This window comes from Tsuneonella sp. CC-YZS046 (assembly GCF_035581365.1).
Lineage (GTDB): Bacteria > Pseudomonadota > Alphaproteobacteria > Sphingomonadales > Sphingomonadaceae > JAWKXU01.
In genome coordinates this window covers 1443360-1466832 of the sequence record NZ_CP141590.1, presented here as the reverse complement: position 1 = coordinate 1466832, position 23473 = coordinate 1443360, and the positions used below count along the sequence as shown (strand labels likewise).

Sequence of the window (23473 nt, the reverse complement as noted above, 5' to 3'; positions counted from 1 at the left end):
GTATGCAGTTGTGCGGAACAACACAAGCTGGCTAGAAAATGCGCAATGACACGTATCGCCATTTGCGCACCGTCCACGCCGTTCACGCGCGAGGATGCCGCGCGTGTGATCGCTCTGGCCGCGGCGGAGTTTCCGACGCTGGAACTGGTGTTCCATGACCAGTGCTTTGCATGTGACGGGCATTTCGCCGGGCCGGACGCATTGCGCCTTTCCACCTTGCTGGAATGCGCCGACGATCCTTCCTTCGATGCCGTCTGGCTGGCGCGGGGCGGCTATGGCGCGGTGCGGATCGCGGGCGAGGCCGTGGCGCGGATGGGAGAAGCGGCGCGCGGCAAGACCTTCCTTGGCTATTCCGATGGGGGGACGCTGCTTGGCGCGCTCTATCGCGCCGGGATTGGGGCGCCGGTGCATGGTCCGATGCCGTCCGATATAAGGCGCGAGAGGGGCGAGGCGGCGGTGCGCCGCGCGCTGACCTATCTCTCGGGCGACAATTCCGGGCTGGAGCCGGGGCTGGACGAGCGACCGGCAGCGGCGTTCAACCTGATGACGCTGGCGATGCTGTGCGGCACCGATCTGATGCCGGACCTTTCCGGGCATGTGGTGCTGGTGGAGGAGGTTTCGGAATATCTCTATGCGGTGGACCGGCTGTTCTTCCATGTCACCGCGCATCTTTCGGGGATCGCGGGCCTGCGGCTCGGTCGAGTCAGCGATGTGCCGGAGAACGACCGGGTTTTCGGTGCGGAACCGGAAGGGATCGCCCGCTACTGGTGCGGCCGGGCCGGCATCCCCTATCTCGGCGCGGCGGATATTGGGCATGATGCTGCCAACAAGATAGTGCCTTTCGGTATTGCTTCGCGGCGCAACGCTTCCTAACCGGCGCCACCGAAGGAGACATTCATGCGTGCATTCGTTTTTCCGGGTCAGGGTAGCCAGAAAGTCGGCATGGGGGCGGAACTGGCGGACGCCAGCGCGGTCGCCCGCGAAGTGTTCGAGGAAGTGGACGACGCGCTGGGCCAGAAGCTGAGCGCAATCATGCGCGAAGGCCCGGAAGACGTGCTCACGCTGACCGAGAATGCGCAGCCCGCGATCATGGCCAATGCCATTGCCACCCTGCGGGTGCTGGAAAAGGAAGGCGGGATTGCGCTGGCCGACAAGGGCGATTGCGTGGCCGGGCACAGCCTGGGCGAATATACCGCGCTGTGCGCTGTGGGCGCGTTCTCGCTGGCCGATACGGCCAGGCTGCTGAAGCTGCGCGGCCAGGCGATGCAGGCGGCCGTGCCGGTGGGGCAGGGCGCGATGTGCGCGTTGCTGGGCGCCGATGTGGAAAAGGCGCAGGCGCTGGCCGATGCCGCCGCTGAAGGGCAGGTCTGCGCCGTCGCCAATGACAACGACCCCACCCAGGTGGTGCTTTCCGGCCATCGCGAAGCGATCGAGCGCGCCATCGCCCTGGTGAAGGAGCACGGGATCAAGCGTGGAATATTGCTGCCGGTTTCGGCCCCGTTCCATTGTCCGCTGATGCAGCCTGCCGCCGATGCGATGGCGGAAGCGCTGGAAAAGACGCCGCCGCAGGCGCTGCGCCTGCCGGTCTATGCCAATGTCACCGCCAGCCTCGTCAGCGACGCGGCGGAGGAACGGCGCCTGCTGGTGGAGCAGGTCTGCGGCCGGGTGCGCTGGCGCGAGAGCGTGATCGCCATGCAGGCTGCCGGGACGACGCATTTCGTGGAACTGGGCGGCAAGGTGCTTGGCCCGATGATCGGCCGCAGCGTGCAGGATGTCGAAGTGACCAGCGTCGTCACCATGGAAGACATCGAATCCCTGATAAAGGCGCTGTGAGCGCAGGAGAAACGAAGATGTTCGATCTGACAGGCATGACCGCACTGGTTACCGGCGCTTCCGGCGGCATCGGCTCCGCCATCGCCCGCGCGCTGGCCGCGCAGGGCGCGCGCCTGGCCGTCTCCGGCTCCAACGCCGGGAAGCTGCGCGCCTTCCGCGAGGAGTTGAATTCGGACTTCGGCGCGAAGGGCGGGGGCGATCATGTCGAGATCACCTGCAACCTTTCCAACAGCGATCAGGTCGAGCATCTCGTTCCCGCGGCGGTCGATACGCTGGGCAAGCTGGACATTCTGGTGAACAATGCCGGGGTCACGCGCGACAATCTCGCCATGCGGATGAAGGACGAGGAGTGGGACGAGGTGATCCGCATCAATCTCGAAGCGACCTTCCGCCTGATGCGCGCCGCCGCCCGTCCGATGATGAAGGCGAAGTTCGGCCGCATCATCAACATCACCAGCATCGTCGGCACCACCGGCAATCCGGGGCAGATGAACTATTGCGCGGCCAAGGGCGGGATCACCGCCATGTCCAAGAGCCTGGCGCAGGAACTGGCCAGCCGCAACATCACCGTGAACTGCATCGCCCCGGGGTTCATCCGCACGGCCATGACGGATGGGCTGCCCGACGCGCAGAAAGAGGCGCTCAACGCGAAAATCCCGATGGGCCGCATGGGCGAAGGCGAGGACATCGGGGCCGCCGCCGCCTATCTCGCTTCACGGGAAGCAGGCTATCTCACCGGCCAGACCCTGCACGTAAATGGTGGAATGGCGATGATTTGAGGGGGTTTATCCCCAGATAGCGCTGGTTTTCATACCTTCTGCCTTGCCGATACGGACTCTCGCGCTAAGGATTGATCATTCGGAACTTGACGCTTGGAGCGAGTCCGCTCGCTTGGGCGGATAAGGGGGGATCGACAACGCATGAAGGCCACGATCGAACGCGCAACGCTGCTGCGCTGTCTGTCTCACGTGCAGTCCGTCGTCGAGCGCCGCAACACCATTCCGATTCTCTCGAACGTCCTGATCGAGGCGAATCCGGATGGCGCCGTGAGAGTGATGGCGACCGATCTCGACCTGCAGGTGGTCGAGACGATGGCGGCTGTATCGGTGGAGGCTCCGGGCGCGATCACCGTGTCGGCGCATCTGCTGTTCGACATCGCGCGCAAGCTGCCCGATGGCAGCCAGGTCAGCTTGGAAACGGCGGATAACCGCATGGCGGTCAAGGCCGGGCGCAGCCGCTTCTCGCTGCCGACGCTGCCGCGCGACGATTTCCCGGTGATCGTGGAGGGCGATCTTCCCACCAGCTTCGAAGTGCAGGCCAAGGTTCTGGCCGAATTGATCGACCGGACCCGGTTCGCGATTTCCACCGAGGAAACCCGCTATTACCTCAATGGCATTTTCCTGCATGTTTCGGACGAGGATCGCCCGGTTCTCAAGGCGGCGGCGACCGACGGCCACCGCCTGGCCCGCTACACGATCACGCGCCCCGACGGCGCCGAAGGGATGCCGGACGTGATCGTTCCGCGCAAGGCGATCGCGGAGCTGCGCAAGCTGCTGGAAGAAGCGCTGGACAGCAATGTCGAGATCGACCTTTCGGCCAGCAAGATTCGTTTCACCCTGGGCGGCGAGGGCGGCGTGGTGCTGACCAGCAAGCTGATCGACGGCACCTTCCCCGATTACAGCCGGGTCATTCCCACCGGCAACGACAAGCTGTTGAAGCTTGATCCGAGGAGTTTCTTTGAAGGCGTTGATCGCGTTGCGACAATCGCCACGGAAAAGACCCGCGCGGTCAAGATGGGCCTCGAAAAGGACCGGGTCACCCTGTCCGTCACCTCGCCCGACAACGGCACCGCCGCCGAGGAGCTTCCCGCGGATTATTCGTCGGAAGAATTCGAGATCGGCTTCAACGCCAATTACCTGAAGGACATCCTCAGCCAGGTCGAAGGCGACACGGTCGAGCTTCACCTGGCCGATCCCGGCGCGCCGACCCTGATCCGGCAGAACGACAAGAGCCCGGCCCTTTACGTGCTGATGCCGATGCGGGTCTGATTCGGGTGATGCCGGGCGTTTTCGCCCGGCTCGCTCATGCTGCGGGGAAGGGGCTGGCGCCCATCACCCCCGCGCCTTGATCATTTCCTCGATCTTGACGAATTTCTCGCGCGGGGCGCCTTCGCGCGCGGCCTTTTCTTCGGCTTCCTCGATCTTCTTCCAGTCTCGGAAGGTCACGATCTCCAGATTGCGCGCCGCCGCGATCCTGTCGAAGCCCGCCCTTCCTTCCTTTCCGCCCGTGTCCAGCCTGCCGCTTTCCATGTCGGCGGCTATTTTCTCGATGATTTCGAAGCCGTCGGGCCGATTGGTGCCGATCGTGCCGGTGGGGCCGCGCCGCGCCCAGCCCACGCAATAGAGGCCCGGCAGGATGCGGCCTTCGTCATTGGCGAAGCGGCCCATGCGTTCGTCGAAGGGAACCCCGGGGATGGGTGAGGTGCGATAGCCGATGCAACTGACCAGCAGGTCGCAGGGAAGATCGTAGAGCGCGCCTGTTTCCACAAGCTTGCCGCCGCTCAATTCGGTTTCGGCAACCTGCACGACCTGGATCTTGCCTTCTCCCTTGAGCGCTTTCGGCACTCCGTAGAATGCGAAGTTCACCTCTATGCTTGCGTCGGCGCGCTCGCTTTCGGGGATGGCCGCGAAGCTGCGCAGATGGCCGACCGACTTGCGCTGGCCCGGTTCCAGCACCGCGTCGTCGTCTTCCGGGGGAAGGTCCGCCGGATCGACCCTCGGCGTGGCGCGTTCGAGCCGGGCGAGTTCGCCCAGTTCCTTGGGAGTCATGGCGATCTGGTGCGGTCCGCGCCGGCCCAGGATCGTGATCTGCTCCAGCCGGGATGCGGCAAGCGCATCGAGCGCATGGGCCACGATGTCGCTGCCTTCGAATTCGCTTCTGGTCTTGGAAAGAATGCGCGCGACATCCAGCGCGACATTGCCCATTCCCACGATAACCGCGTTCTTGCCGGAGAGGTCCGGGGCCAGATCGGTGAATTGCGGGTGGCCGTTATACCAGCCGACAAAGGCGGCGCTGCCGAAGACATTGCCGAGATCCTCGCCCGGAATTTCGAGCGGCCGGTCGTTCGGGGCGCCGGTCGCGAAGATCACCGCGTGATAGAGATCCTGCAATTCGGCGACCGTCACATCCTTGCCGATGGTGACGTTTCCGACGAAGCGGACATTTTCCGACAGCGCGGTCTGCTCATAGCGCCGGGATACGCCCTTGATGGATTGATGATCCGGCGCGACCCCGCTGCGGATCAGGCCGTAGGGCACGGGCAGGCGGTCGAAGATGTCGACCCGGATATCATCGCCCCATTGCTTCTGCGCCGCTTCAGCCGTGTAATATCCTGCCGGGCCGGAGCCGATAATCGCCAGATGCCGCATGTCGTTTCAGTCTCCTCTCACCCATTTTCGTTATGCCGCGCCTTGATGCACTTGCCCATCCATTTCGAGAAACGGGCGCAGGTGGCTCATCACCTCGGCGATGTGGCTGAACATGAAGAGATGTCCGCCACCGTTTATGACCGCCACGCGGCTCGATGAAATCAGGGCCGAGAGCCAGCGTCCGTTCACCAATGGAATGATGTGGTCCTCATCCCCCATGACGATCAGGGTGTCCTTGTTGACAAGCGGCAGGGCAAGCGCGCTTGCCCAACCGGAAAGGGCAAGGATCTGATAGAAATAGCCGGTCGAGGAAGGCGGGGTCAGCCGGGCGAGCAGATCTTCCATCACGACTTTCCGGTCGGATGCGGAAATCGCCCCCAGCAGATTGCTTTCCGCGGTCTGCCCGTTCCAGATCGGGTCCATCAGATGAAAGTGATAGGTGGCCTGGCCCGGAAGGATCGGCAGCCCCGGCCCGATCGCGGCGAGGACCAGCCTGCCGACGTGCCGGGGATACTGGATGGCGAATTGCTGCGCGATCGCGCCGCCCCAGCTGAACCCCATGACGTCGGCCCGTTCCATATTGTGCCGGGCCAGCAATTTCCTGCCCCAGCTTGCGGCCATCTGCGGCGTGTAGGGTATCGTGGGATCGGGCGACCCCCCGATGCCGGGCATGTCGAGGGTGAGCACCGGCCGGTCGCGGATTTCGCGAACCATCGGTTCGAGCACTTCCAGGTTCATGCCGACGCCGTTGAAGATCAGCAGCGGGGTGGCCGTGCCGATCAGGTGCCGGTTCCAGCATGCGGTGCGCAAGCGGCGCGAACCCAGCGTTTCAATCAGTGGGGCGTTCAAGCGCGGTCGCTCGTGACTGGAGCGGGAGAAATCATTGCTGTCTGTCCTTCCTGCCGGTCGGCCTGAAAGACCGAGGTTTCGCATTTCCCGCTTCCATCCAGGGGAGAATGCACGGCCCGGCATTCGCGCACAAGCCCCGTGCTGCATTCGCCCGGTCATAAGGAAATGCGCCGCGCATGTTACCGGGCAAACCTTGTGCGCGGCTTAACCTTTTTTAAAAGCCGGCAGGCGATTTAATGTTCGATGGCGCAATCCGAACCCGACGCTGTATCGAACGCTGGGCGTCATGCCACGGGCGACGCTGCTCGTCCCGTGCCGGCGCGGGTCCGCAAGGCAGGCGCGGTTGCGGCGCGCGCGGGTGAGCCGGCGGATGGCTTGTTCTCGGCATTCGCCGCGACCCATGCCGCCGATGCGCTGCTTTCAAGGCGCTGGAACTGTATGGCCGGGGTATTCGCCGGCTCCGCGGCGTTCGCCGCGATCTTTGCCGGCATTCCGCCTGTCCACAGCATTTTCCTGATTGCGGCGGCAAGTTTGCTGGTCCTTGCCGGGATATATTTCGTCCGCCTCGGCAATCGCGTTGCCGATGCGCCATGGCAACGGGCCATGTTCGCGGTTCCGGCCGTGGCGGTGCCCATGGCGGTCTTCGGCCTTGGCATGGGCTACTGGAATTTCAGAGCGGGGGAGTTTCTGGAAGGGCCATTGGCGGCCTTCATTCTCGCCAGCGTGATCGCCACGTTGATCCAGAGCGGCAAGCGATACACGCTGTTCACCGTCCAGATCGCGGGCTGGTCCGGCTTGCTGGCCTGGTTCCATTCCCCCAGCGCCGTCGCCACGCTGCTCGTGCTGGTGCCGATTGCGGTGCTGGTCGACCGGATGCAGGCGGCCGCCCAGAGGGCCAGCCTCCTCAGGCGGGAGGCGGAACTGCGCCTCAGCCGGCGGGCCGAAGACATCCTCCATGATTTCGAGGAATCCGGCCAGGGCTGGTTCTGGGAAACCGACAGCAAGGGGATGCTTGCCTATCTCTCCCCGGCGACCGCCGGGCTGTTCAACACGAGCCGGGGCGACATGATCGGCTGCCATCTGAGCAAGCTGTTCGAGACAGGGAGCGACAGCCATGATGGGGAACGGACGCTTGCGTTCCATCTGTCGGCCCGCTCGGCCTTCCACGAACTCGCGGTAAGGGCGCCGCTGCGGGGGGAGGAGCGCTGGTGGTCGGTAACGGGCAAGCCGATCTATGACAGCTATGGCAATTATGTGGGGTTTCGCGGGTCCGCCCACGATCTGACCGAGAAAAGGCGGACGCAGGAGGAGGCCACGCGCCTCGCCCGCTATGATTCGCTGACCGGCCTCGCCAATCGTTTCCAAATATCCAAGACACTGGAACGGCTGCTCGATGCGCCACGGGAGGCGCAGCGGACCTGCGCGGTTTTCCTGCTCGATCTCGACCGTTTCAAGCAGGTCAACGACACGCTGGGCCATCCCGCCGGGGATGCGCTGCTCACGCAGGTTTCGCAGCGCCTGCTCAGGGTGGTCGCGGAACGTGGCCGCGTGGGGCGCCTGGGCGGCGATGAATTTCAGGTGATACTCGGCGGAGCGCAGGTCCGGGACGATCTGGCCAATCTTGCGCACCGGATCATCGAATCCCTGTCGCAGCCCTATTCGATCGAGGGGCATCGCGTGATTATTGGAGCGTCGGTGGGGATCGCCCTTGCTCCCGAGGACGGCACGACCAGCGATGCGCTGGTTCGCAATGCGGATCTGGCGCTGTATGCGGCCAAGGATGCTGGGCGGGGTTGCTACCGTTTCTATGCGACCGACCTGCATTCGCGCGCCGAGGAAAAGCGCCAGCTCGAGCAGGATCTGCGGGACGCGATCCATGCCGGGGCGCTGGAGCTGCATTACCAGCCGGTGATCGAGACCGCGACCGAGGAGATTTCGGGCTTCGAGGCGCTGATGCGCTGGAATCACCCGACGAGGGGCATGCTTTCGCCGGCCCGGTTCGTGGAAGTGGCGGAAGACACGGGCCTGATCGCCGCGATGGGCGAGTGGGCGATCCGCACCGCCTGTCACGATCTGGCGCGCTGGCCGGAGAGCGTGCGGGTCGCGGTCAACGTATCGCCCATCCAGTTCGCCAATCCGCAGCTTCCCGGGATCGTGACCAGCGCGATCGCGCAGGCGGGCATTGATCCGCAGCGGCTGGAACTCGAGATAACCGAGAGCGTGTTCCTCGCCGATGACAGCAATACCGATGCGATGTTCGCTTCGTTGAAGCGGATCGGCGTGCGGCTCGCGCTGGACGATTTCGGCACGGGTTACTCCTCGCTCAGCTATCTCAAGAAAGCTCCCTTCGACAAGATCAAGATCGATCAGGGGTTCGTGCGGGGGGCAACGATGCCCGGCAGCCGCAACGGCGCGATCATCGCCTCGATCACCAGCCTGGCCCAGTCGCTCGGCATGGATACCACCGCCGAAGGCGTGGAGACTTTGGACGAGTTGGAACTGGTCCGCCTGCTCGGCTGCAGTCATGTGCAGGGATATGTTTACGACAAGCCGTTCGACGCCGATGAAGCCACCCGGCGGCTGGAGAGCGGATTGAAGGCGGTGGCGAGCGGTCCGCGCGCCTCGCGCGGCCCGCGTCAGACCATGCTTCGCAAGGTCGTGCTGGATCACGAAGGCGAGATATACACCGGCACGATCCGCAACATCTCCGCGAATGGGGCAATGATCGAAGGGCTGTGGAACGTGCCGCCTGAAACCACCTTCAAGATCGCCGTGTCGGATGATCTGATCCTGGCCGGCAAGGCGCGCTGGAGTCAGGAAAACCGCATGGGCATCGAATTTCAGATACCCGTCGATATCGGTGCCGATGGCCGCATTTCCCTCAAGCGCGGTGTCTCGCAGGAAGAGGACAAGCCGCGGCTCTGGCGTCAGGCCGGTTGAGGAGCGCTTCCCGGGGTTTTCCCGGCAAATGGCAAGCTGTTGCGTTCGCTCGGGCCGGTTTTTCCAGCGATCCGGCGAAAATCTGTAGAAAACATTTGGTCGAATTTAACTTTCTTCAACAACTCAGCGATAAAGGATTGCTCAGGGCAGACTGCTGAAACAGCCGAGTTTGGGAAATCCTGGAGCAATCATGGCGGCATTCTGGAAAGGCATCCGGTCAAGCGAGGGACGATCTGGCCCTGATGCGGATGATTCCTCCGACCGTGCGGGCATCAGGGGGGCCGATATCGCCACCCGGCTGCAATTGCTCGATGAATTTGAAAGCTCGGGGCAGGGATGGTTCTGGGCGACCGATACGTCGGGCCAGATTACCTATATTTCGCCTTCGGCCGCCACCGCGCTTGGCGCATCGTCGGCCGCTCTTGCAGGCAGGCCGCTGAGTTCCCTGTTCGTATCGGACGCTCCGGAAAGCCAGGAGGAGGAACAGGGCACGCAGCGAACGCTGCCATTCATCATGCGCGCGAAGAACACGATTTCCAACATGGAATTGCGTGTCGCGACGGACGAACGGGAAATATGGTGGGCGATCTTCGGGCGGCCCCAATATGACGCCGACCGCAATTTCATCGGCTATTGCGGCAATGGCAAGGACATAACCGAACTGCGCCGCAGCCGGCAGGATGCCTCGCGGATGGCGATGTATGATTCCCTGACCGGCCTCGCCAACCGCCACAGGATGGGGCAGCGGCTCGTCTCCATTCTCCAGGCCTACAGGATTGCGAAGCGCTCCTGCGCGCTGATGATGCTCGATCTCGACCGCTTCAAGCAGGTCAATGACACGCTGGGCCATCAGGCCGGCGATGAACTGCTGAAGCAGGTGGCGCAGCGGCTGACGCGGATCATCGGCACGCAAGGCGAAATCGGGCGCCTGGGCGGTGACGAATTTCAGGTGATCCTGCCGGATATGGACGATCGCGGCCAGTTGGGCGAATTGGCCAATCGCGTGATTCAGATGATCTCCCAGCCCTATACGATCGAAGGGAGCCGCTGCGTCATCGGGACTTCCGTGGGTCTCGCGGTGGCGCCCTACGATGGTCTGGAGAGCGACGATCTGGTGCGCGCCGCCGATCTGGCGTTGTATGCGGCCAAGGGGGGCGGGCGCGGGCAATATCGCTTCTATTCCAACGATCTGAAGGATGTTGCCGAGGAAAGGCGCCAGATCGAGGAAGATTTGCGCGATGCGCTCGCGCGCGACCAGATCCAGATGCATTACCAGCCGGTCGTCCGCATCGAGGACAATATAGTCGTCGGCTTCGAGGGCCTCATGCGGTGGGAACATCCGGAGAGAGGGTGGGTCAACCCGGAAGTCTTCATTCCGATTGCCGAAGAATCCAACCTGATCAATTCGCTGGGCGAGTGGGCATTGCGGAAGGCTTGCGAAGATGCGGCCACATGGCCCGGCAATGTGCGGATTGCGATCAACGTTTCTCCCGTCCAGTTTGCGACTGCGGGCTTTCCGAAAGCCGTGGCCAGCGCGCTTGCGACGTCCGGCATCAATCCGGACCGGCTTGAGCTTGAAATCACCGAGACGGTCTTCATGGGCGATCATGGGACTACCGACGAGGTATTCTCTATCCTCAAGAAGCTGGGGGTCCGCCTCGCACTCGACGATTTCGGGACGGGATACTCGTCGCTGGGCTATTTGCGAACCGCGCCGTTCGACAAGATCAAGATCGACCGCAGCTTCGTGGAAACCTCCACCGAGGGCGGCAGCAACAATTCGGCGATCATTGCCGCCATCATCAGCCTTGCCAAGGCGCTGGGCATGGAGACGACGGTGGAAGGCGTCGAGGCATTCGACCAGCTGGATCTGGTGCGCAGCCAGGGCGGGACGCATATCCAGGGCTTCATCTATTCCAAGGCCCTTTGCCGGGAAGAGGTGGACGAACGCTTCTCCGATGGCGTCTTCAGGATTGAGCCGTCCGGGCCGCAAAAGCATCGCCAGACCCGGCGCACGGTGTTCCGCCGGATCGGCGTGATCCACGCGGACTACCGCTATGAAGCGACATTGCGCGATATTTCCAAGACCGGCGCGCGCATCGAAGGGCTGCTGGGCGTGCCGGTCGGCACCGAACTGGTGCTCGATCTGGGCGAAGGTCAGCTGGTGGTCGCCTCCGTCATCCGGTCCAAGGATGCGGTTCAGGGGGTCGAGTTCGAAACGCCGTTGATCAGCGATGGCGCCGGCGGGATGTGCACGCGGCATCGCGTTTCGCCCTATGCGCTGGCGGCGGCGGGCATGCCGCTTGCGGCGCTGGGTTCGGGCACCGTGATCGGGGTGCCTGGGGGCAGCGGTTCGCGCCCGATGTTCATGCAGGTCGAAGTCGCCAGCCTGCGATCCGAACGCGCCGCCTGACAAAACCCGCTGACAGGGGCGAACAGCGCGGCTAAGGGCGCGCAATGACTGAACTGGCCAAAATCCGAAATTTTTCGATCATCGCCCATATCGACCATGGCAAGTCCACGCTGGCCGACCGGCTGATCCAGTTCACCGGCGGCCTGTCCGAGCGCGAGATGAGCGAGCAAGTCCTTGATAACATGGACATCGAGCGCGAGCGTGGGATCACCATCAAGGCCCAGACCGTGCGCCTGACCTTCACCGCGCGCGACGGCGAGACTTATGAGCTGAACCTCATGGACACGCCCGGCCATGTCGACTTCGCCTATGAAGTCTCCCGCTCCCTCGCCGCCTGCGAAGGCGCGCTGCTGGTGGTCGACGCCGCGCAGGGGGTGGAGGCGCAGACGCTGGCCAACGTCTATCAATCGATCGAGCACGACCACGAGATCGTCCCCGTCATCAACAAGATCGACCTGCCCGCCTCCGAGCCGGACAAGGTCAAGGCCGAGATCGAGGACATCATCGGGCTGGACGCCAGCAACGCGGTGCTCACCTCCGCCAAGTCCGGCATCGGCATCGAGGAAGTGCTGGAAGCCGTCGTCACCCGCATCCCGCCGCCCAAAGGCAGCCGCGACGCGCCGCTCAAGGCGATGCTGGTCGACAGCTGGTACGATCCCTACCTCGGCGTGGTCATCCTCGTGCGCGTGATCGACGGGGTCATCAAGAAGGGCCTGCAGGTCAAGTTCATGCAGGGCGGGACGGAGCACCTGATCGACCGGGTGGGCTGCTTCACCCCCAAGCGCGCCGACCTGGCCGAGCTTGGCCCCGGCGAGATCGGCTTCATCACCGCCCAGATCAAGGAAGTGGCGCAGGCCCGCGTCGGCGACACCATCACCACCGTGAAGGGCGGCGCGGCCGAGGCGCTGCCGGGCTTCAAGGAAGTGCAGCCGGTGGTGTTCTGCGGCATCTTCCCGGTGGACGCGGCCGATTTCGAGAAGCTGCGCGAAAGCATCGCCAAGCTGCGGCTGAACGACGCCAGCTTCAGCTTCGAGATGGAAAGCAGCGCCGCGTTGGGCTTCGGCTTCCGCTGCGGCTTCCTCGGCCTGCTGCATCTGGAGATCATCCAGGAACGGCTCAGCCGCGAATACGACCTCGACCTCATCACCACCGCGCCCAGCGTGGTCTATCGCATCCAGCTCAACAAGTCGCGCACCGACGACGCGCGCGAGATCATGCTGCACAACCCGGCCGACTATCCCGATCCCTCGCGGATCGAGCAGATCGACGAGCCGTGGATCAAGGCCACGATCTACACGCCGGACGAATATCTCGGCTCAATTCTCAAGCTCTGCCAGGACCGGCGCGGGATACAGACCGACCTCACCTATGTCGGCGGGCGGGCGCAGGTCAGCTACGAACTGCCGCTCAACGAAGTGGTGTTCGATTTCTACGACCGGCTCAAGAGCATCAGCCGCGGCTACGCCAGCTTCGATTACGAGCAGATCGGCCTGCGCGAAGGCGATCTGGTGAAGATGAGCATTCTGGTGAACAACGAGCCGGTGGACGCCCTCAGCATGATCGTCCACCGTTCCGTGGCCGAGGAACGCGGCCGCCATATGTGCGAGCGGTTGAAGGACTTGATCCCACGCCACCTGTTCAAGATTCCGATCCAGGCGGCCATCGGCGGCAAGGTGATCGCCCGCGAGACCATCGCCGCCCTGCGCAAGGATGTGACCGCCAAATGCTACGGCGGCGACATCACCCGCAAGAAGAAGCTGCTGGAGAAGCAGAAGAAGGGCAAGGCGAAGATGCGGGAATACGGCAATGTCAGCATCCCGCAGGAAGCCTTTATCGCCGCGCTGCGGATGGGCGAGGAATAAGTGTCCTCTCACAGCCTATCTTCCAGAAGCAGATCCGGCTGCGCTTTCTCGCTTGAGAGAGGGCGCCGGAGCGCTTTATAAATGCGGCATAGCGCGATCCGTCATGAGACAGATCGCGCCAACCCTTAGAAATTGACCGAAAATTCCGCCGTAACCCACCTGGGCGGAGCATAGAAACCATACCTGTATCCCGCGACGCCGTTCAGCAGGAATATCGACGTCTTGTATCTCTTGTCGAAGATGTTCTTCACCCCGATAGAGAACTTGTACTTCCCGTCGCTATCGGAAATGTCGAGATTCCCATTGAGAATTCCGTATGATGGCACCTTGGCGGCCGTGTCATTCCCGGGATTGTTAAAGAACGCATCCCTCGCTCGCCCATCCAACTGGAATCCCACTCGCTTGCCGTCCACGTCGAAATCGTACCGCACCAATCCGGATATGGTCCATGACGGGGCAATCGGCATTTCCCTGTCGTCAACGATCTGTGCTGCGTTGGCGGCATCGTAAAGTTTCGAGTGCAGCAACCCTCCGTTGACCTGTATGGTCAGGCCCCTGACCGGCTTCAACGAAATATCTGCCTCCAGCCCGTAGAGCTTGGCATCGTTATTCGTGATGAACGATCCGACGCCGATGAAGGATATGGCGTGGTAATCCTTATAGTCATAGTAGAATGATGATACGGATATATTACCCATTCTCCCGAAGATATTCGACTTCAGGCCAACTTCATAAGCCATCAGCCTTTCTGGCTTGAAATAATACTCACTGAATGGAAGGCCGATGGAAACCAATCCGTTGTTGTAACCCGGTGCCTTCACCCCCCTGTTCACAGAGGCATAAATAAGCGTTCCCTCGGATGGCTTATAGTCCAGCTCGAATTTGGCGGACCAAAGATTCTTGCCGAATTTGTTCAGCCCACCCGCTGTGGCGTCCGTGAATTCATTCTCTCCCAAGGTAGCGCCGACAGGGATTTTGTAATCCCTCTCATACCCTTTGAATGGCTCCAGTGGGTCCAGATTGCCATACATTCCGTTCGTCTGCTGAATACTCTTTTCATCACGGGACCATCTTATGCCCGCGATGGCGGTCAGCTTGTCGTTCAGATCATACTCGGCATTGGCGAAGACCGCATAACCTTTCGAGCGCTGCCTGACATTGGCCCTGAGGGCCACCGATCCGGCGCCGGCGAACTGAAATAGCGGTGCAATGATATTCTGCTTCTGCAGTTGATTCAGGTAATAGACCCCTGCGGTGAGCCGGAAAAGGAGCTTGCCGACAAGGTGGCCGCAGCCATCCGCGACAAGGAAGCGAAACTTGAAGAATACCGGCAAGGCTTGTTCTGCTCGGGCTGTGGCAAGCTGCAGCCGGAACTGCGAACGATAGCGGAGGGCTACGTCCAGAAGTCCCGGAAGCAATCGGGTGACGAGGCATTAGCCAGCCTTCAATCGGCGGAAGATGCGGATCCCACCTATCGGGAGATCTATGTCGACCGGATGGAGCGCGCCTCGTGGAACCGCTCGGATCAGACGGGTTTTGAAAATGCCCTGAAGGGATTTTCCCGTCGCGAAACCTCCACGGTTGACGCGATAAAGCGCATCAGAAATATCCATGAATGGCTGAAAAAGCCGCAATTCGTCGCTTTCATGAATGATTTGATGGGGCGCGATCAGGTCGAGGCATTGAGGAATTCCTGGTCGGCGGCTGAGGTTCACAAGACCTTGAACGACCTTGTCACAAAATCAAAAATGACAATGACGCTGTCGTCGAAAATGGACTGGAGAAATTGGGCTTACAAAAAGTCGGAAAAGTGGAGCGTGTCCAGAATAAGCAACGCCAGCCCCTGCGTTTCAAAAATTTCGCTGCAAGGTCTATTGTATTCTAGTTCTGGTTCATCGAAATTGACCACAGAGTATAACATAGATTGGAGAAAATTCTCTTCGATTCATGGCAATAATAATGGAATATTCCTGGCCAACGATTCAACGAATGAGACGGCGGTTGCCTTCTCTCTTTCCGTTGATGATCGTGACACGATATTGGTTGACTTGATCCGATATCATGAATTTTGCAGGCCATACACCGCATGGTTCGGCTTGAGCTACAAGTTCGCGGAACCGGCGAATTCGCAAAAGCTGGGACTGCCGGTCAATGTGATCGAAGGGATCGAGCCGGGTGGCCCTGCGGATAAGGCAGGCTTGGCCGCGGGGGACATGATCGGGGCCATCAATGGCCGCAGTTCTTTGGATATCGTCGGCGAAACGGTCAAGGGAGCGTCCCCCGGCATGGAATATAAGGTCAGCTTTCTTCGGGGCGGTAAATGGAAGAATACGGTCATTCAAGCTGCTGCCAGACCAATATATTAACCCTGATACCAGATTTAACGCCTTGCCCTCTCTCATGACGTGAGGGTCGCCGGATACCCGTTTACACGGGGATGACGAATGGAGCCGGGGCGGCCGCTTCGCTTCCGCTATTGCCGCTCTATCCATGCCGGCCTATCGGGCGCGGCCATGAGAAACAGGAAGCTGCTGCTGTGCCGGCCGGACTCCGGGCTGTGCGATATATTGTGCCAGATCGGCGTCACCAGCCAATATGCGAAGGCGACGGGGCGGTTGAACATCGTCGACACCAATTTCAGGAACAGCCGGCATTTCCGGGACGATTTCTCGCGCTATTTCATCAGCCTGGACGAGAATCTCGTGCTCGACATCGGCGCCCATGCCGAACTTGTCGACAGGTTGGCCGCCTATCCTGCGCCGCTGACCGGCAGAATATCGAGCTATGTGCCGGAATATGATTACGACGCCCGGTGCTATCGCGACGTGGACACCGGCACGCCGCTCAAGCTCGATTTCGACTGCGATTATGATGCGCCGCTGATCCTGCACCATGCCACCAGCCGCCGGGGCGATCCGATCGCGGCCCTGGAGCGGATGCGGCTCCAGCCCATGCTGCGCGAGCTGATCCTGCGGCGCTGTGCGCGGATCGGGGAGCCTTATTGCGGCCTGCATATACGGGCGACCGACTATGCGATGGATTACCGGCAGCGGCTCGAGAAGATGAAGGGCCGGATCGAGGGGCCGATCTTCCTGGCCACGGACAATGCCGAGGTGGTCGATCATGTCCGCGAGGCGTTCCCTGATCGGCCGGTCCACAGCTTCACCCGCTTCCAGAAGGAGCCCGGCACGCCCTTGCACTGCCGCCCGGCCGACCAGGACGCATGGGACGTCAATTGCGATGCCATCGCCGATCTGTTCATGCTCGCCATGGGCAAAAGCCTGACCTTCTTTCCGCTCGAGCCGAATATCTTCGGCGCCAGCCATTCCGGCTTTTCCCTGCTGGCGCGCGACCTGCTGCGAAAACCGATGCTGGTCCGCCATTTGCTGGCCTTGCCATATCGGGAGGCGCTGCCCGCCTAGGGCCGGTATTGGGCGCAAGATCAAGCAAGTAGGCAAACCGGCGCGATCGTGCTATGGAGCGTGCGCTGACGTCGAAAATTTGCGACGGACTTCGGCGCTAGGTGTTTTGCGGCGCCCGGAAATTTTCCGGGACCTGCTCAACCCCATACGACGACTTCCTTTCATTGGACGACTTGACGCACGACCCTAGCCCGCATGTCGCGGGCGACGAAAACGTTTCCTGAAAGGAACAGATCATGCCGATCGGCACAGTTAAATTCTTCAATACCGACAAGGGCTACGGCTTCATCCAGCCCGACGATGGCGGCAAGGACAGCTTCGTCCACATCTCCGCGGTGCAGGCCGCCGGGATGCACACGCTCGATAAGGACCAGCGCGTGTCCTACGACGTGGAGCAGGGCCGCAACGGCAAGGAATCCGCGGTCAATCTCGCGGCCGCCTGATCGCTTCGACGCACCCCCTCTCCCCGGCGGGGGAGAGGGCGGTGAACGCCTCGGCCTTCGCCGGGGCGTCGGCGCGCCCCTTGCGCGCGTCTTTCCTCACTCGCCTCTGCTTTGCGCGTCTTTGCTTTGACTTTGGGCCTGCCGGAACGGTATCGCCTTGCCGACAATTCATCGGAAAAGACGGGAAGAGGAAATACGATGCCAAATCTGCAGGGCAAGGTTGCGGTCATCACCGGCGGCGCTTCGGGCATGGGGGCGGCCGCGGCGCGCGCTTTCGTGCGCGATGGCGCAAGGGTGGTGCTGGGCGATCTCAATGCCGAGGCGCTGGACGCGATCTGCGAGAAGCTGGGCCGCGACAAGGCGATCGGCAAGGTCGGCAATATCGCGGATGAGGTGGATGCCGCCGCGCTGATCGAAGCGGCGGTGGAAGCGTTCGGCAAGCTCGACATCCTGTTCAACAATGCCGGGATCGGCGGGATCGGCTCCGTCACCGACACGACCACCGAGCTGTGGCAGCAGGTGATCGGCGTGGATCTGAGCGCCGTGTTCTACGGCAGCCGCGCGGCGGTGCCGCACATGCGCCGCAACGGCGGCGGCGCGATCATCAACAACGCCTCGGTTTCCGGCATGTTCGGCGATTACGGCATGGCCAGCTACGCGGCGGCCAAGGGCGGGGTCATCAACCTCACCCGCAACATGGCGCTGGATTTCGCCAGGGAAGGCATCCGGGTGAACTGCATCTGCCCGGGCGCGATCGACACGCCGCTGTTCGCCGGGATGAAGCAGGCGCCGGGCGTGTTCGACGCCTTCATCCAGGCCGTGCCGATGAAGCGGCTTGGAAACCCGAGCGAGATCGGCGAGACGGTGGCATTCCTCGCGTCCGACGCCGCATCCTATATCACCGGGGCGGTGATCCCGGTGGATGGCGGGCTGACCTGCAAGACCGGCTGGCCCGACCTCAACGACCATATGGAAGAGCTGAAGCGCGTTTTCGGCTGAACCCGTTGCCTTTTCCCCGGTTGTCCTTAATCCTGGCGGGCGAAGCCAAGGAGAGATGACTTATGCCGCTTACGCCCGATGATGGCCGCACCGACGACGAACGCGCGGTGCTGCGTTTCTGCGACCTGTGGGCCAGGCAGGATGTCGAGGCGATGCTCGACTGTTTCACGCCGGACGCGCATTATATCGACATGCCGCTGCCCCCACGCCGGGGGCTGGACGAGATCCGCGACTATATCCAGGGGATCTTCACGGCCTTCACCTGCGAGATCGAGACGCTGCACATCGCTTCTTCCGGCAACATCGTGTTCACGGAGCGAGTCGATTACCTGACCCGCACCGATGGCGAGAAGCCCACCGTGCCGCTGCCGGTCACGGGCGTGATGGAGATGAAGGACGGCAAGATCTGGCGCTGGCGCGATTATCTCGATCTCGGCACGGCGGAGCAGGGGCTGGGTCTGGTGATCCGCTCCAGCGGTGAGATGAGCGACGCGCGCTGAGCCATGAGGCGGAGCGCCGGGAAGGCTGGCACGGCTGCGCGCCGGTTGCCGGGATGGGCCGGTTTTACCCGGGCAAGCGGCGAACTTCACTTGGCGTTCACCAGCGTGCTGGCTATAGGCGTGCCATGTTGTCGCTGACCCGCACCTCCCGCTCGCCCTTCCGGCATGTCGTCCTTGCCAGCGTGGCCGCCGCCCTGGCCCTCACGGCCGGTTGCGCCGGGGGCAAGGCGAAGAAGGACACCGCCTATGTCGCGCGCGACGTCGAAACGCTCTACGCCGCGGCGAAGGCGCGGCTGGACCGCGGCGATGTGAAGCAGGCGGCCGCCCTGTTCGACGAGGTGGAGCGCCAGCACCCCTATTCGCCCTGGGCGCGCCGCGCCCAGCTGATGAGCTCTTTCAGCTATTATCTGGCGAGGAACTATCCGCAGGCGATCCAGTCCGCCCAGCGCTTCCTGTCGATCCACCCCGGCAACAAGGACGCGCCTTACGCCTATTACCTGATCGCGCTCAGCTATTACGAGCAGATCAGCGATGTGGAGCGCGACCAGAAGATCACCCAGCAGGCGCTGAATGCGCTGGAGGAAGTGAACCGGCGCTTCCCGCAAAGCGAATATGCTGCCGACTCCCGCCTCAAGATCGACCTGGTGCGCGATCACCTCGCCGGCAAGGAAATGGAGATCGGGCGGTTCTATGAAAAGACCGGGAAGTGGCTGGCCGCGCGCATCCGCTTCCAGACCGTGGTGGAGCAATACGACACCACCAGCCATGCGCCCGAAGCGCTCTACCGCATGACCGAAACCAGCCTTGCGCTGGGCGTGCCGGAAGAGGCGGTCAAATATGCGGCCGTGCTGGGCAAGAACTATCCGGGCAGCGAGTGGTATGAAAAGGCCTACAAGCTGGTCCAGAGGCATGCGGAAGGCGTGCAGGCGAGCTGATCGCCCATAGCGGCGGCGGCTTCTTTCCCGCTTCGCTCAGCCGATCTTCCTGTCCCGGCCTTCCCACCAGGGGTCCCGCAGCACATTCTTGCGGACCTTCCCCACCGGCGTGACGGGCAGCGGCTCCTCGCGGAATTCCACCGATTTCGGGCATTTGTAGGCGCCGATCAATTCGCGGCAATGGGCGATCAGCGCCTCGGCGGAGATATTCGCGCCCGGCCGGGGCACGACCACGGCATGAACCGCCTCGCCCCATTCCTCGCTCGGAATGCCGATCACCGCCGCCTCGCGCACGGAGGGATGCTTGTAGAGCGCGCGTTCCACTTCGATCGAGAACACGTTCTCTCCGCCGGTCACGATCATGTCCTTCACCCGGTCGGCGACATAGAGGAAGCCGTCCTCGTCGAGATAGCCGGCGTCGCCGGAATGCATCCAGCCGTCGCGCAGCACTTCGGCGGTCTGGTCCGGGCGGTTGAGATAGCCGCTCATCAGGAAGTCGCTGCGGATGGCGATCTCGCCGAGCTGGCCCGGCGGCATGAGTTCACCCTCGGGCGACACGACCTTGACCTCGAAGCCCGGCGCGGGCTGCCCGCAGGATCGGATGCGGCTGGCCCGGGGGCCGGAAAAGACATGGTCGCGCCAGCGCAGCATGGTGGCGAAGCCGCATGTCTCGGTCATCCCGTAGATCTGGTAGAACTCCCAGCCGGGCAGCTTGCGTGCGGCTTCCGCCATCAGCGCCTCGGGCATGGGCGAGCCGCCATAGACGCAGGTGCGCAGGCTGGAGAGATCGTATTTCTCGAAATCCGGGTGGTTCAGCAGCATGGAAACCATGGTGGGCACCATCACCATGTTGGTCACCCGATGGGTGCTGATCGCCTGCATCACCGGCAGCGGATCGAACTTCGGCAGCACGACATGCTTCCCGCCGGTCATGGTGATGTAGAACACCGCGCTGGCCCCCGAGAAATGGAAGAAGCCGCCGATATAGAGGAAGCTCAGGTCCTCGACCGAGGGCAGCAGCGAGAGATAGGAGATCGAGCCGTAGCCGAGTGCGCGGTGCGACATGGCCACGCCCTTGGGCATTCCGGTGGTGCCGCCGGTGTAGAATATGGCGTAGAGATCCTCCTCGGCGCGGCCCGCATCCTCGAGCGGGGCATGGCCGGCGATCAGATCTTCGTATGACGTCATGCCTTCCGGCGTCTCGCCGTCGCCCAGATAGACCAGCGCCTTCAGCCGGGGCGCATCCCGCAGCAATGCGGGAACCTGATCGAGAAAGGCGTCGTCCACGCACAGGACCGCCGCCTCGCAATCGTTCAGGGCGAAGGCGTTTTCCTTCTCCGACCAGCGGATGTTGAGCGGCGCGAGGACGCCGCCGGCCCAGGGCACGGCGAAGAACAGCTCCAGATAGCGGTCCGAATTCATCGCCAGCACCGCCACGGTCGCGCCGTCGCGGATTTCCAGCCCGCGCAGGCCGGATGCCGCGCGGGGAACGCGCTGGCCGACTTCCTTCCACAGCCGCTGGCGATCGCCGCAGATGGTCGCCACGCCGTTCGGATTCTTCGCGATGGCCTGAGCTAGAATGCCGGTTCCCCGCATCCGGGACTTCTCCTGTTTCTAAGCGATTTCCGTTCGCTATAGGGACTTGCTGCTGTTACGGCCAGTGGGGCAGATCTTTTGGAAAGGGTGAAATGGGCGGGCCGCTTCAAGATGTGAAAGTGCTGGAATTCGGGGGAATTGGGCCGGCGCCGTTCGCGGGCGGCTATCTGGCGGACTTCGGCGCCGATGTGGTGCGGGTGGATCGGCCGGGGCCGGACCGGCCGATGACCGCGCCGCCGGAATTCGACTTCTACAATCGCAACAAGCGGTCCATCGCGCTCGATCTCAAGTCGGAAGAAGGGCGGGAAACCGCCCGCCGCCTGGCGACGGAAGCGGATATAGTGATCGAGGGATACCGGCCCGGCGTGATGGAGCGGCTGGGCCTGGGGCCGGATGTCCTGCTCGGGGCGAACCCCCGGCTGGTGTTCGCGCGCATGACCGGCTGGGGGCAGAGCGGCCCGCTTGCCGATGCGGTGGGGCACGACATCAATTATGCGGCGATCACCGGCGCGCTCCATGCCACCGGCTATCCCGACCGGCCGCCGACCCCCGCGCTCAATCTGGTTGCCGACATCGGCGGCGGCGCGATGTATCTCGTCTCCGGCGTGCTGATGGCGCTGCATCATGCGCGCAACACCGGCAAGGGCCAGGTGATCGACGTGGCGATGGTGGACGGCGTTTGCCACATGATGTCCGCGTTCCAGGCGATGACCCAGGGCGGCATGTGGAGCGGGCGGCGCCATGACAACAGCGTCGACGGCGGCAGCCCGGATTATGGCGTCTATGTGGCCAAGGATGGGCTGTATATCGCAGTGGGGGCGATGGAGCGGCAATTCTATGCCGGGCTGCTGGAACTGCTCGAACTCGATCCGCAAGCGCTGCCGGATCGGGCCGACCGGGCGAACTGGCCGGGCCTGCGCGCCCTGTTTGCGGAGCGTTTCGCCTCGCGCACTCGCAATGAGTGGCTGGCCCGCGCCGAGGGCAGGGAAATCTGCTTCAGCGCGGTTCTTTCCATCGCCGAGGCGTGGGACGACCCGCATCTGCGCGCGCGCGGCACTTTCGAGGAATTCGCGGGCAGGCTGCATCCCGCCCCGGCGCCCCGGCTATCCGAAACGCCGGGCGAACTGGTCCGGCCGACTCCGCCGGTGGATGCGGACCGGGAGGCGATCCTCGCCGATTGGCGGATTCGCGGCGCTTGACCGGGATCGGGGATGAGTGGATCATCCCCCGCTGCGGCGGTGCGCATATCCGGGCCTGAAAGCCGGCCGGGCGGCATTACCCCGAACCATGCGAAGTGGGAGAGAAGCATTGACCATCGACCTGCCGGCGAATGCGCCGAAGACGACCCAGGAAGCCTTCGAATATGTAGGTTCCATGGGGCCGAACGTGACCATCGATGATTTGAAGATACTCGCCCTGACCGAAGCGCTGGGAATGGAACTCTATGCCAATCTGGCGGCCGGGACCGACAACGCCGCGGTGCAGGACCTGCTGCTGGAAAACGGCAAGGAGGAACTGCTGCATGCCCGGCGCGTCGGCAAGGCCATCGAGATCCTGACCGGGAAGCGGTTCCCGATCCCCGCGATCGAGGACAATCCGATCTATACGCCGCTGCCGGAAATGCCGCTCACTCGCGAGGCGTTGCAGAAACTGGCCGATGCCGAATTCGCGGGCGAGAGCCTGTACGCGGGCGTTGCGGCCAGCTTCGATGATGAGCAGGCCAAGGCGCTGTTCCTGCAGAACGGCAAGGAAGAGAGCGATCACGGCCATCGTCTGGCGAAGGCGGCCGAACTGCTGGGCTGAGCGTGAGCGGCATGGCTCGCGGAAGCCATGCCGTGCCGGGCGGGATCAGGCCGTGACGGCGGCCAGTTGCTGCTCGATGTGCTTCACGTTCCAGTAGTCCGTGTTGGTCGCGATCTTGCCGTCGCGGAAGGTCATGAAGGACACCCCTTCGATCCGCACCGGCGTGCCGTTGTGCTTCACGCCGTCATATTCGCCCTGGAAACTGCCGGTGAATGTCCACTCCACCGAGCCTGCGTGTTCGCCCAGCACCTCGTTGCCGTATTCGACGCGGAAATCGGGCATCATGCCGAAGCTGAAGGCGAAAACCTCGCGCAGGCCCTTGTGGCCATGATGGACGATGTCGAACGCCTTGTCGGTGAAGGTGCAATCCTCGACATACTGGTCGAGCAGCATTTGCTCGTCGCCCGCCCATGCCTTGGTCAGATTCCGGATCAGCTGGCTTGCCATGGT

The 23473-nt window shown here is 62.9% G+C and carries 21 protein-coding genes; 15 read left to right on the top strand and 6 right to left on the bottom strand.

Annotation, left to right across the window (positions count from 1 at the left end; translation table 11 throughout):
• Window positions 1-45 precede the first annotated feature (45 nt).
• The 4 genes from U8326_RS07185 to dnaN all read left to right on the top strand — a co-directional run bounded on the left by U8326_RS07185 (window position 46) and on the right by dnaN (window position 3881).
• On the top strand, window positions 46-873 hold the full coding sequence (locus tag U8326_RS07185) for an LD-carboxypeptidase (RefSeq protein ID WP_324743259.1): 828 nt from the start codon (window positions 46-48) through the stop codon (window positions 871-873).
• Window positions 874-897: 24 nt separating this feature from the next.
• On the top strand, window positions 898-1833 hold the full coding sequence (gene fabD / locus U8326_RS07180; protein ID WP_324743257.1) for an ACP S-malonyltransferase: 936 nt from the start codon (window positions 898-900) through the stop codon (window positions 1831-1833).
• Window positions 1834-1850: 17 nt separating this feature from the next.
• Window positions 1851-2612: a 3-oxoacyl-[acyl-carrier-protein] reductase gene (fabG, locus tag U8326_RS07175; protein WP_324743255.1), complete on the top strand. Its 762-nt coding sequence runs from the start codon at window positions 1851-1853 to the stop codon at window positions 2610-2612.
• Window positions 2613-2753: 141 nt separating this feature from the next.
• Window positions 2754-3881, top strand: a complete 1128-nt coding sequence (gene dnaN / locus U8326_RS07170; protein WP_324743253.1) for a DNA polymerase III subunit beta — start codon at window positions 2754-2756, stop codon at window positions 3879-3881.
• A gap of 63 nt (window positions 3882-3944) precedes the next feature.
• On the opposite strand, the gene U8326_RS07165 is transcribed toward dnaN, so the two are convergent.
• Both U8326_RS07165 and U8326_RS07160 read right to left on the bottom strand, forming a co-directional pair.
• Window positions 3945-5261 (bottom strand): FAD-dependent oxidoreductase, encoded by a 1317-nt coding sequence (locus U8326_RS07165; protein WP_324743252.1) that lies wholly within the window; start codon window positions 5259-5261, stop codon window positions 3945-3947.
• 30 nt (window positions 5262-5291) lie between these two features.
• Window positions 5292-6110: an alpha/beta hydrolase gene (locus U8326_RS07160; RefSeq protein WP_324743250.1), complete on the bottom strand. Its 819-nt coding sequence runs from the start codon at window positions 6108-6110 to the stop codon at window positions 5292-5294.
• A gap of 243 nt (window positions 6111-6353) precedes the next feature.
• Here U8326_RS07160 and U8326_RS07155 point away from each other — a divergent pair, with 243 nt between their 5' ends.
• Window positions 6354-9050, top strand: coding sequence for an EAL domain-containing protein (locus U8326_RS07155; RefSeq protein WP_324743248.1), 2697 nt, complete (start codon window positions 6354-6356; stop codon window positions 9048-9050).
• On the opposite strand, the gene U8326_RS07150 is transcribed toward U8326_RS07155, so the two are convergent.
• A complete protein-coding gene (locus U8326_RS07150) occupies window positions 9038-9238 on the bottom strand; it encodes a hypothetical protein (protein WP_324743247.1) in 201 nt (66 codons plus the stop codon). The genes U8326_RS07155 and U8326_RS07150 overlap by 13 nt on opposite strands.
• A gap of 2 nt (window positions 9239-9240) precedes the next feature.
• Here U8326_RS07150 and U8326_RS07145 point away from each other — a divergent pair, with 2 nt between their 5' ends.
• Together U8326_RS07145 and lepA are read left to right on the top strand one after the other, a co-directional pair.
• Window positions 9241-11463, top strand: coding sequence for a putative bifunctional diguanylate cyclase/phosphodiesterase (locus U8326_RS07145; protein ID WP_324743246.1), 2223 nt, complete (start codon window positions 9241-9243; stop codon window positions 11461-11463).
• Between the two features lie 44 nt (window positions 11464-11507).
• A complete protein-coding gene (gene lepA, locus U8326_RS07140) occupies window positions 11508-13325 on the top strand; it encodes a translation elongation factor 4 (RefSeq protein ID WP_324743245.1) in 1818 nt (605 codons plus the stop codon).
• Window positions 13326-13450: 125 nt separating this feature from the next.
• Here lepA and U8326_RS07135 read toward each other — a convergent pair whose 3' ends face one another.
• The gene (locus U8326_RS07135; RefSeq protein ID WP_324743242.1) at window positions 13451-14659 is read right to left on the bottom strand and encodes a TonB-dependent receptor; all 1209 of its coding nucleotides are present in this window, start codon (window positions 14657-14659) and stop codon (window positions 13451-13453) included.
• On the opposite strand from U8326_RS07135, the gene U8326_RS07130 reads away from it, so the two are divergent.
• The 6 genes from U8326_RS07130 to U8326_RS07105 all read left to right on the top strand — a co-directional run bounded on the left by U8326_RS07130 (window position 14609) and on the right by U8326_RS07105 (window position 19624).
• Window positions 14609-15691 carry a S1C family serine protease gene (locus tag U8326_RS07130; RefSeq protein WP_324743239.1) on the top strand — a complete coding sequence of 361 codons (1083 nt, stop codon included), beginning with the start codon at window positions 14609-14611 and terminating at the stop codon, window positions 15689-15691. The genes U8326_RS07135 and U8326_RS07130 overlap by 51 nt on opposite strands.
• A 147-nt stretch (window positions 15692-15838) precedes the next feature.
• Window positions 15839-16747, top strand: a complete 909-nt coding sequence (locus tag U8326_RS07125; protein ID WP_324743237.1) for a hypothetical protein — start codon at window positions 15839-15841, stop codon at window positions 16745-16747.
• Between the two features lie 236 nt (window positions 16748-16983).
• The gene (locus U8326_RS07120; RefSeq protein ID WP_324743235.1) at window positions 16984-17190 is read left to right on the top strand and encodes a cold-shock protein; all 207 of its coding nucleotides are present in this window, start codon (window positions 16984-16986) and stop codon (window positions 17188-17190) included.
• A 198-nt stretch (window positions 17191-17388) separates the two neighbouring features.
• Window positions 17389-18189 carry an SDR family NAD(P)-dependent oxidoreductase gene (locus U8326_RS07115; RefSeq protein ID WP_324743233.1) on the top strand — a complete coding sequence of 267 codons (801 nt, stop codon included), beginning with the start codon at window positions 17389-17391 and terminating at the stop codon, window positions 18187-18189.
• Window positions 18190-18251: 62 nt separating this feature from the next.
• Window positions 18252-18689: a nuclear transport factor 2 family protein gene (locus U8326_RS07110; RefSeq protein ID WP_324743231.1), complete on the top strand. Its 438-nt coding sequence runs from the start codon at window positions 18252-18254 to the stop codon at window positions 18687-18689.
• Window positions 18690-18814: 125 nt separating this feature from the next.
• Window positions 18815-19624 (top strand): outer membrane protein assembly factor BamD, encoded by an 810-nt coding sequence (locus tag U8326_RS07105; protein WP_324743230.1) that lies wholly within the window; start codon window positions 18815-18817, stop codon window positions 19622-19624.
• A 36-nt stretch (window positions 19625-19660) separates the two neighbouring features.
• Here the strand turns inward: U8326_RS07105 and U8326_RS07100 are convergent, their stop codons facing one another.
• Window positions 19661-21220, bottom strand: a complete 1560-nt coding sequence (locus U8326_RS07100; protein ID WP_324743228.1) for a long-chain-fatty-acid--CoA ligase — start codon at window positions 21218-21220, stop codon at window positions 19661-19663.
• A 92-nt stretch (window positions 21221-21312) separates the two neighbouring features.
• On the opposite strand from U8326_RS07100, the gene U8326_RS07095 reads away from it, so the two are divergent.
• The gene (locus U8326_RS07095) at window positions 21313-22419 is read left to right on the top strand and encodes a CaiB/BaiF CoA-transferase family protein (protein WP_324743226.1); all 1107 of its coding nucleotides are present in this window, start codon (window positions 21313-21315) and stop codon (window positions 22417-22419) included.
• 109 nt (window positions 22420-22528) lie between these two features.
• On the top strand, window positions 22529-23023 hold the full coding sequence (locus tag U8326_RS07090; RefSeq protein ID WP_324743224.1) for a ferritin family protein: 495 nt from the start codon (window positions 22529-22531) through the stop codon (window positions 23021-23023).
• A gap of 45 nt (window positions 23024-23068) precedes the next feature.
• On the opposite strand, the gene U8326_RS07085 is transcribed toward U8326_RS07090, so the two are convergent.
• Window positions 23069-23470: a nuclear transport factor 2 family protein gene (locus U8326_RS07085; protein WP_324743222.1), complete on the bottom strand. Its 402-nt coding sequence runs from the start codon at window positions 23468-23470 to the stop codon at window positions 23069-23071.
• Window positions 23471-23473 lie beyond the last annotated feature (3 nt).

Coding starts and splice junctions, on each gene's coding strand:
- U8326_RS07185 (WP_324743259.1), top strand. CDS start 46: ATGACACGTATCGCCATTTGCGCACCGTCCACGCCGTTCACGCGCGAG.
- fabD (WP_324743257.1), top strand. CDS start 898: ATGCGTGCATTCGTTTTTCCGGGTCAGGGTAGCCAGAAAGTCGGCATG.
- fabG (WP_324743255.1), top strand. CDS start 1,851: ATGTTCGATCTGACAGGCATGACCGCACTGGTTACCGGCGCTTCCGGC.
- dnaN (WP_324743253.1), top strand. CDS start 2,754: ATGAAGGCCACGATCGAACGCGCAACGCTGCTGCGCTGTCTGTCTCAC.
- U8326_RS07165 (WP_324743252.1), bottom strand. CDS start 5,261: ATGCGGCATCTGGCGATTATCGGCTCCGGCCCGGCAGGATATTACACG.
- U8326_RS07155 (WP_324743248.1), top strand. CDS start 6,354: ATGGCGCAATCCGAACCCGACGCTGTATCGAACGCTGGGCGTCATGCC.
- U8326_RS07145 (WP_324743246.1), top strand. CDS start 9,241: ATGGCGGCATTCTGGAAAGGCATCCGGTCAAGCGAGGGACGATCTGGC.
- lepA (WP_324743245.1), top strand. CDS start 11,508: ATGACTGAACTGGCCAAAATCCGAAATTTTTCGATCATCGCCCATATC.
- U8326_RS07125 (WP_324743237.1), top strand. CDS start 15,839: ATGAGAAACAGGAAGCTGCTGCTGTGCCGGCCGGACTCCGGGCTGTGC.
- U8326_RS07120 (WP_324743235.1), top strand. CDS start 16,984: ATGCCGATCGGCACAGTTAAATTCTTCAATACCGACAAGGGCTACGGC.
- U8326_RS07115 (WP_324743233.1), top strand. CDS start 17,389: ATGCCAAATCTGCAGGGCAAGGTTGCGGTCATCACCGGCGGCGCTTCG.
- U8326_RS07110 (WP_324743231.1), top strand. CDS start 18,252: ATGCCGCTTACGCCCGATGATGGCCGCACCGACGACGAACGCGCGGTG.
- U8326_RS07105 (WP_324743230.1), top strand. CDS start 18,815: ATGTTGTCGCTGACCCGCACCTCCCGCTCGCCCTTCCGGCATGTCGTC.
- U8326_RS07100 (WP_324743228.1), bottom strand. CDS start 21,220: ATGCGGGGAACCGGCATTCTAGCTCAGGCCATCGCGAAGAATCCGAAC.
- U8326_RS07095 (WP_324743226.1), top strand. CDS start 21,313: ATGGGCGGGCCGCTTCAAGATGTGAAAGTGCTGGAATTCGGGGGAATT.
- U8326_RS07085 (WP_324743222.1), bottom strand. CDS start 23,470: ATGGCAAGCCAGCTGATCCGGAATCTGACCAAGGCATGGGCGGGCGAC.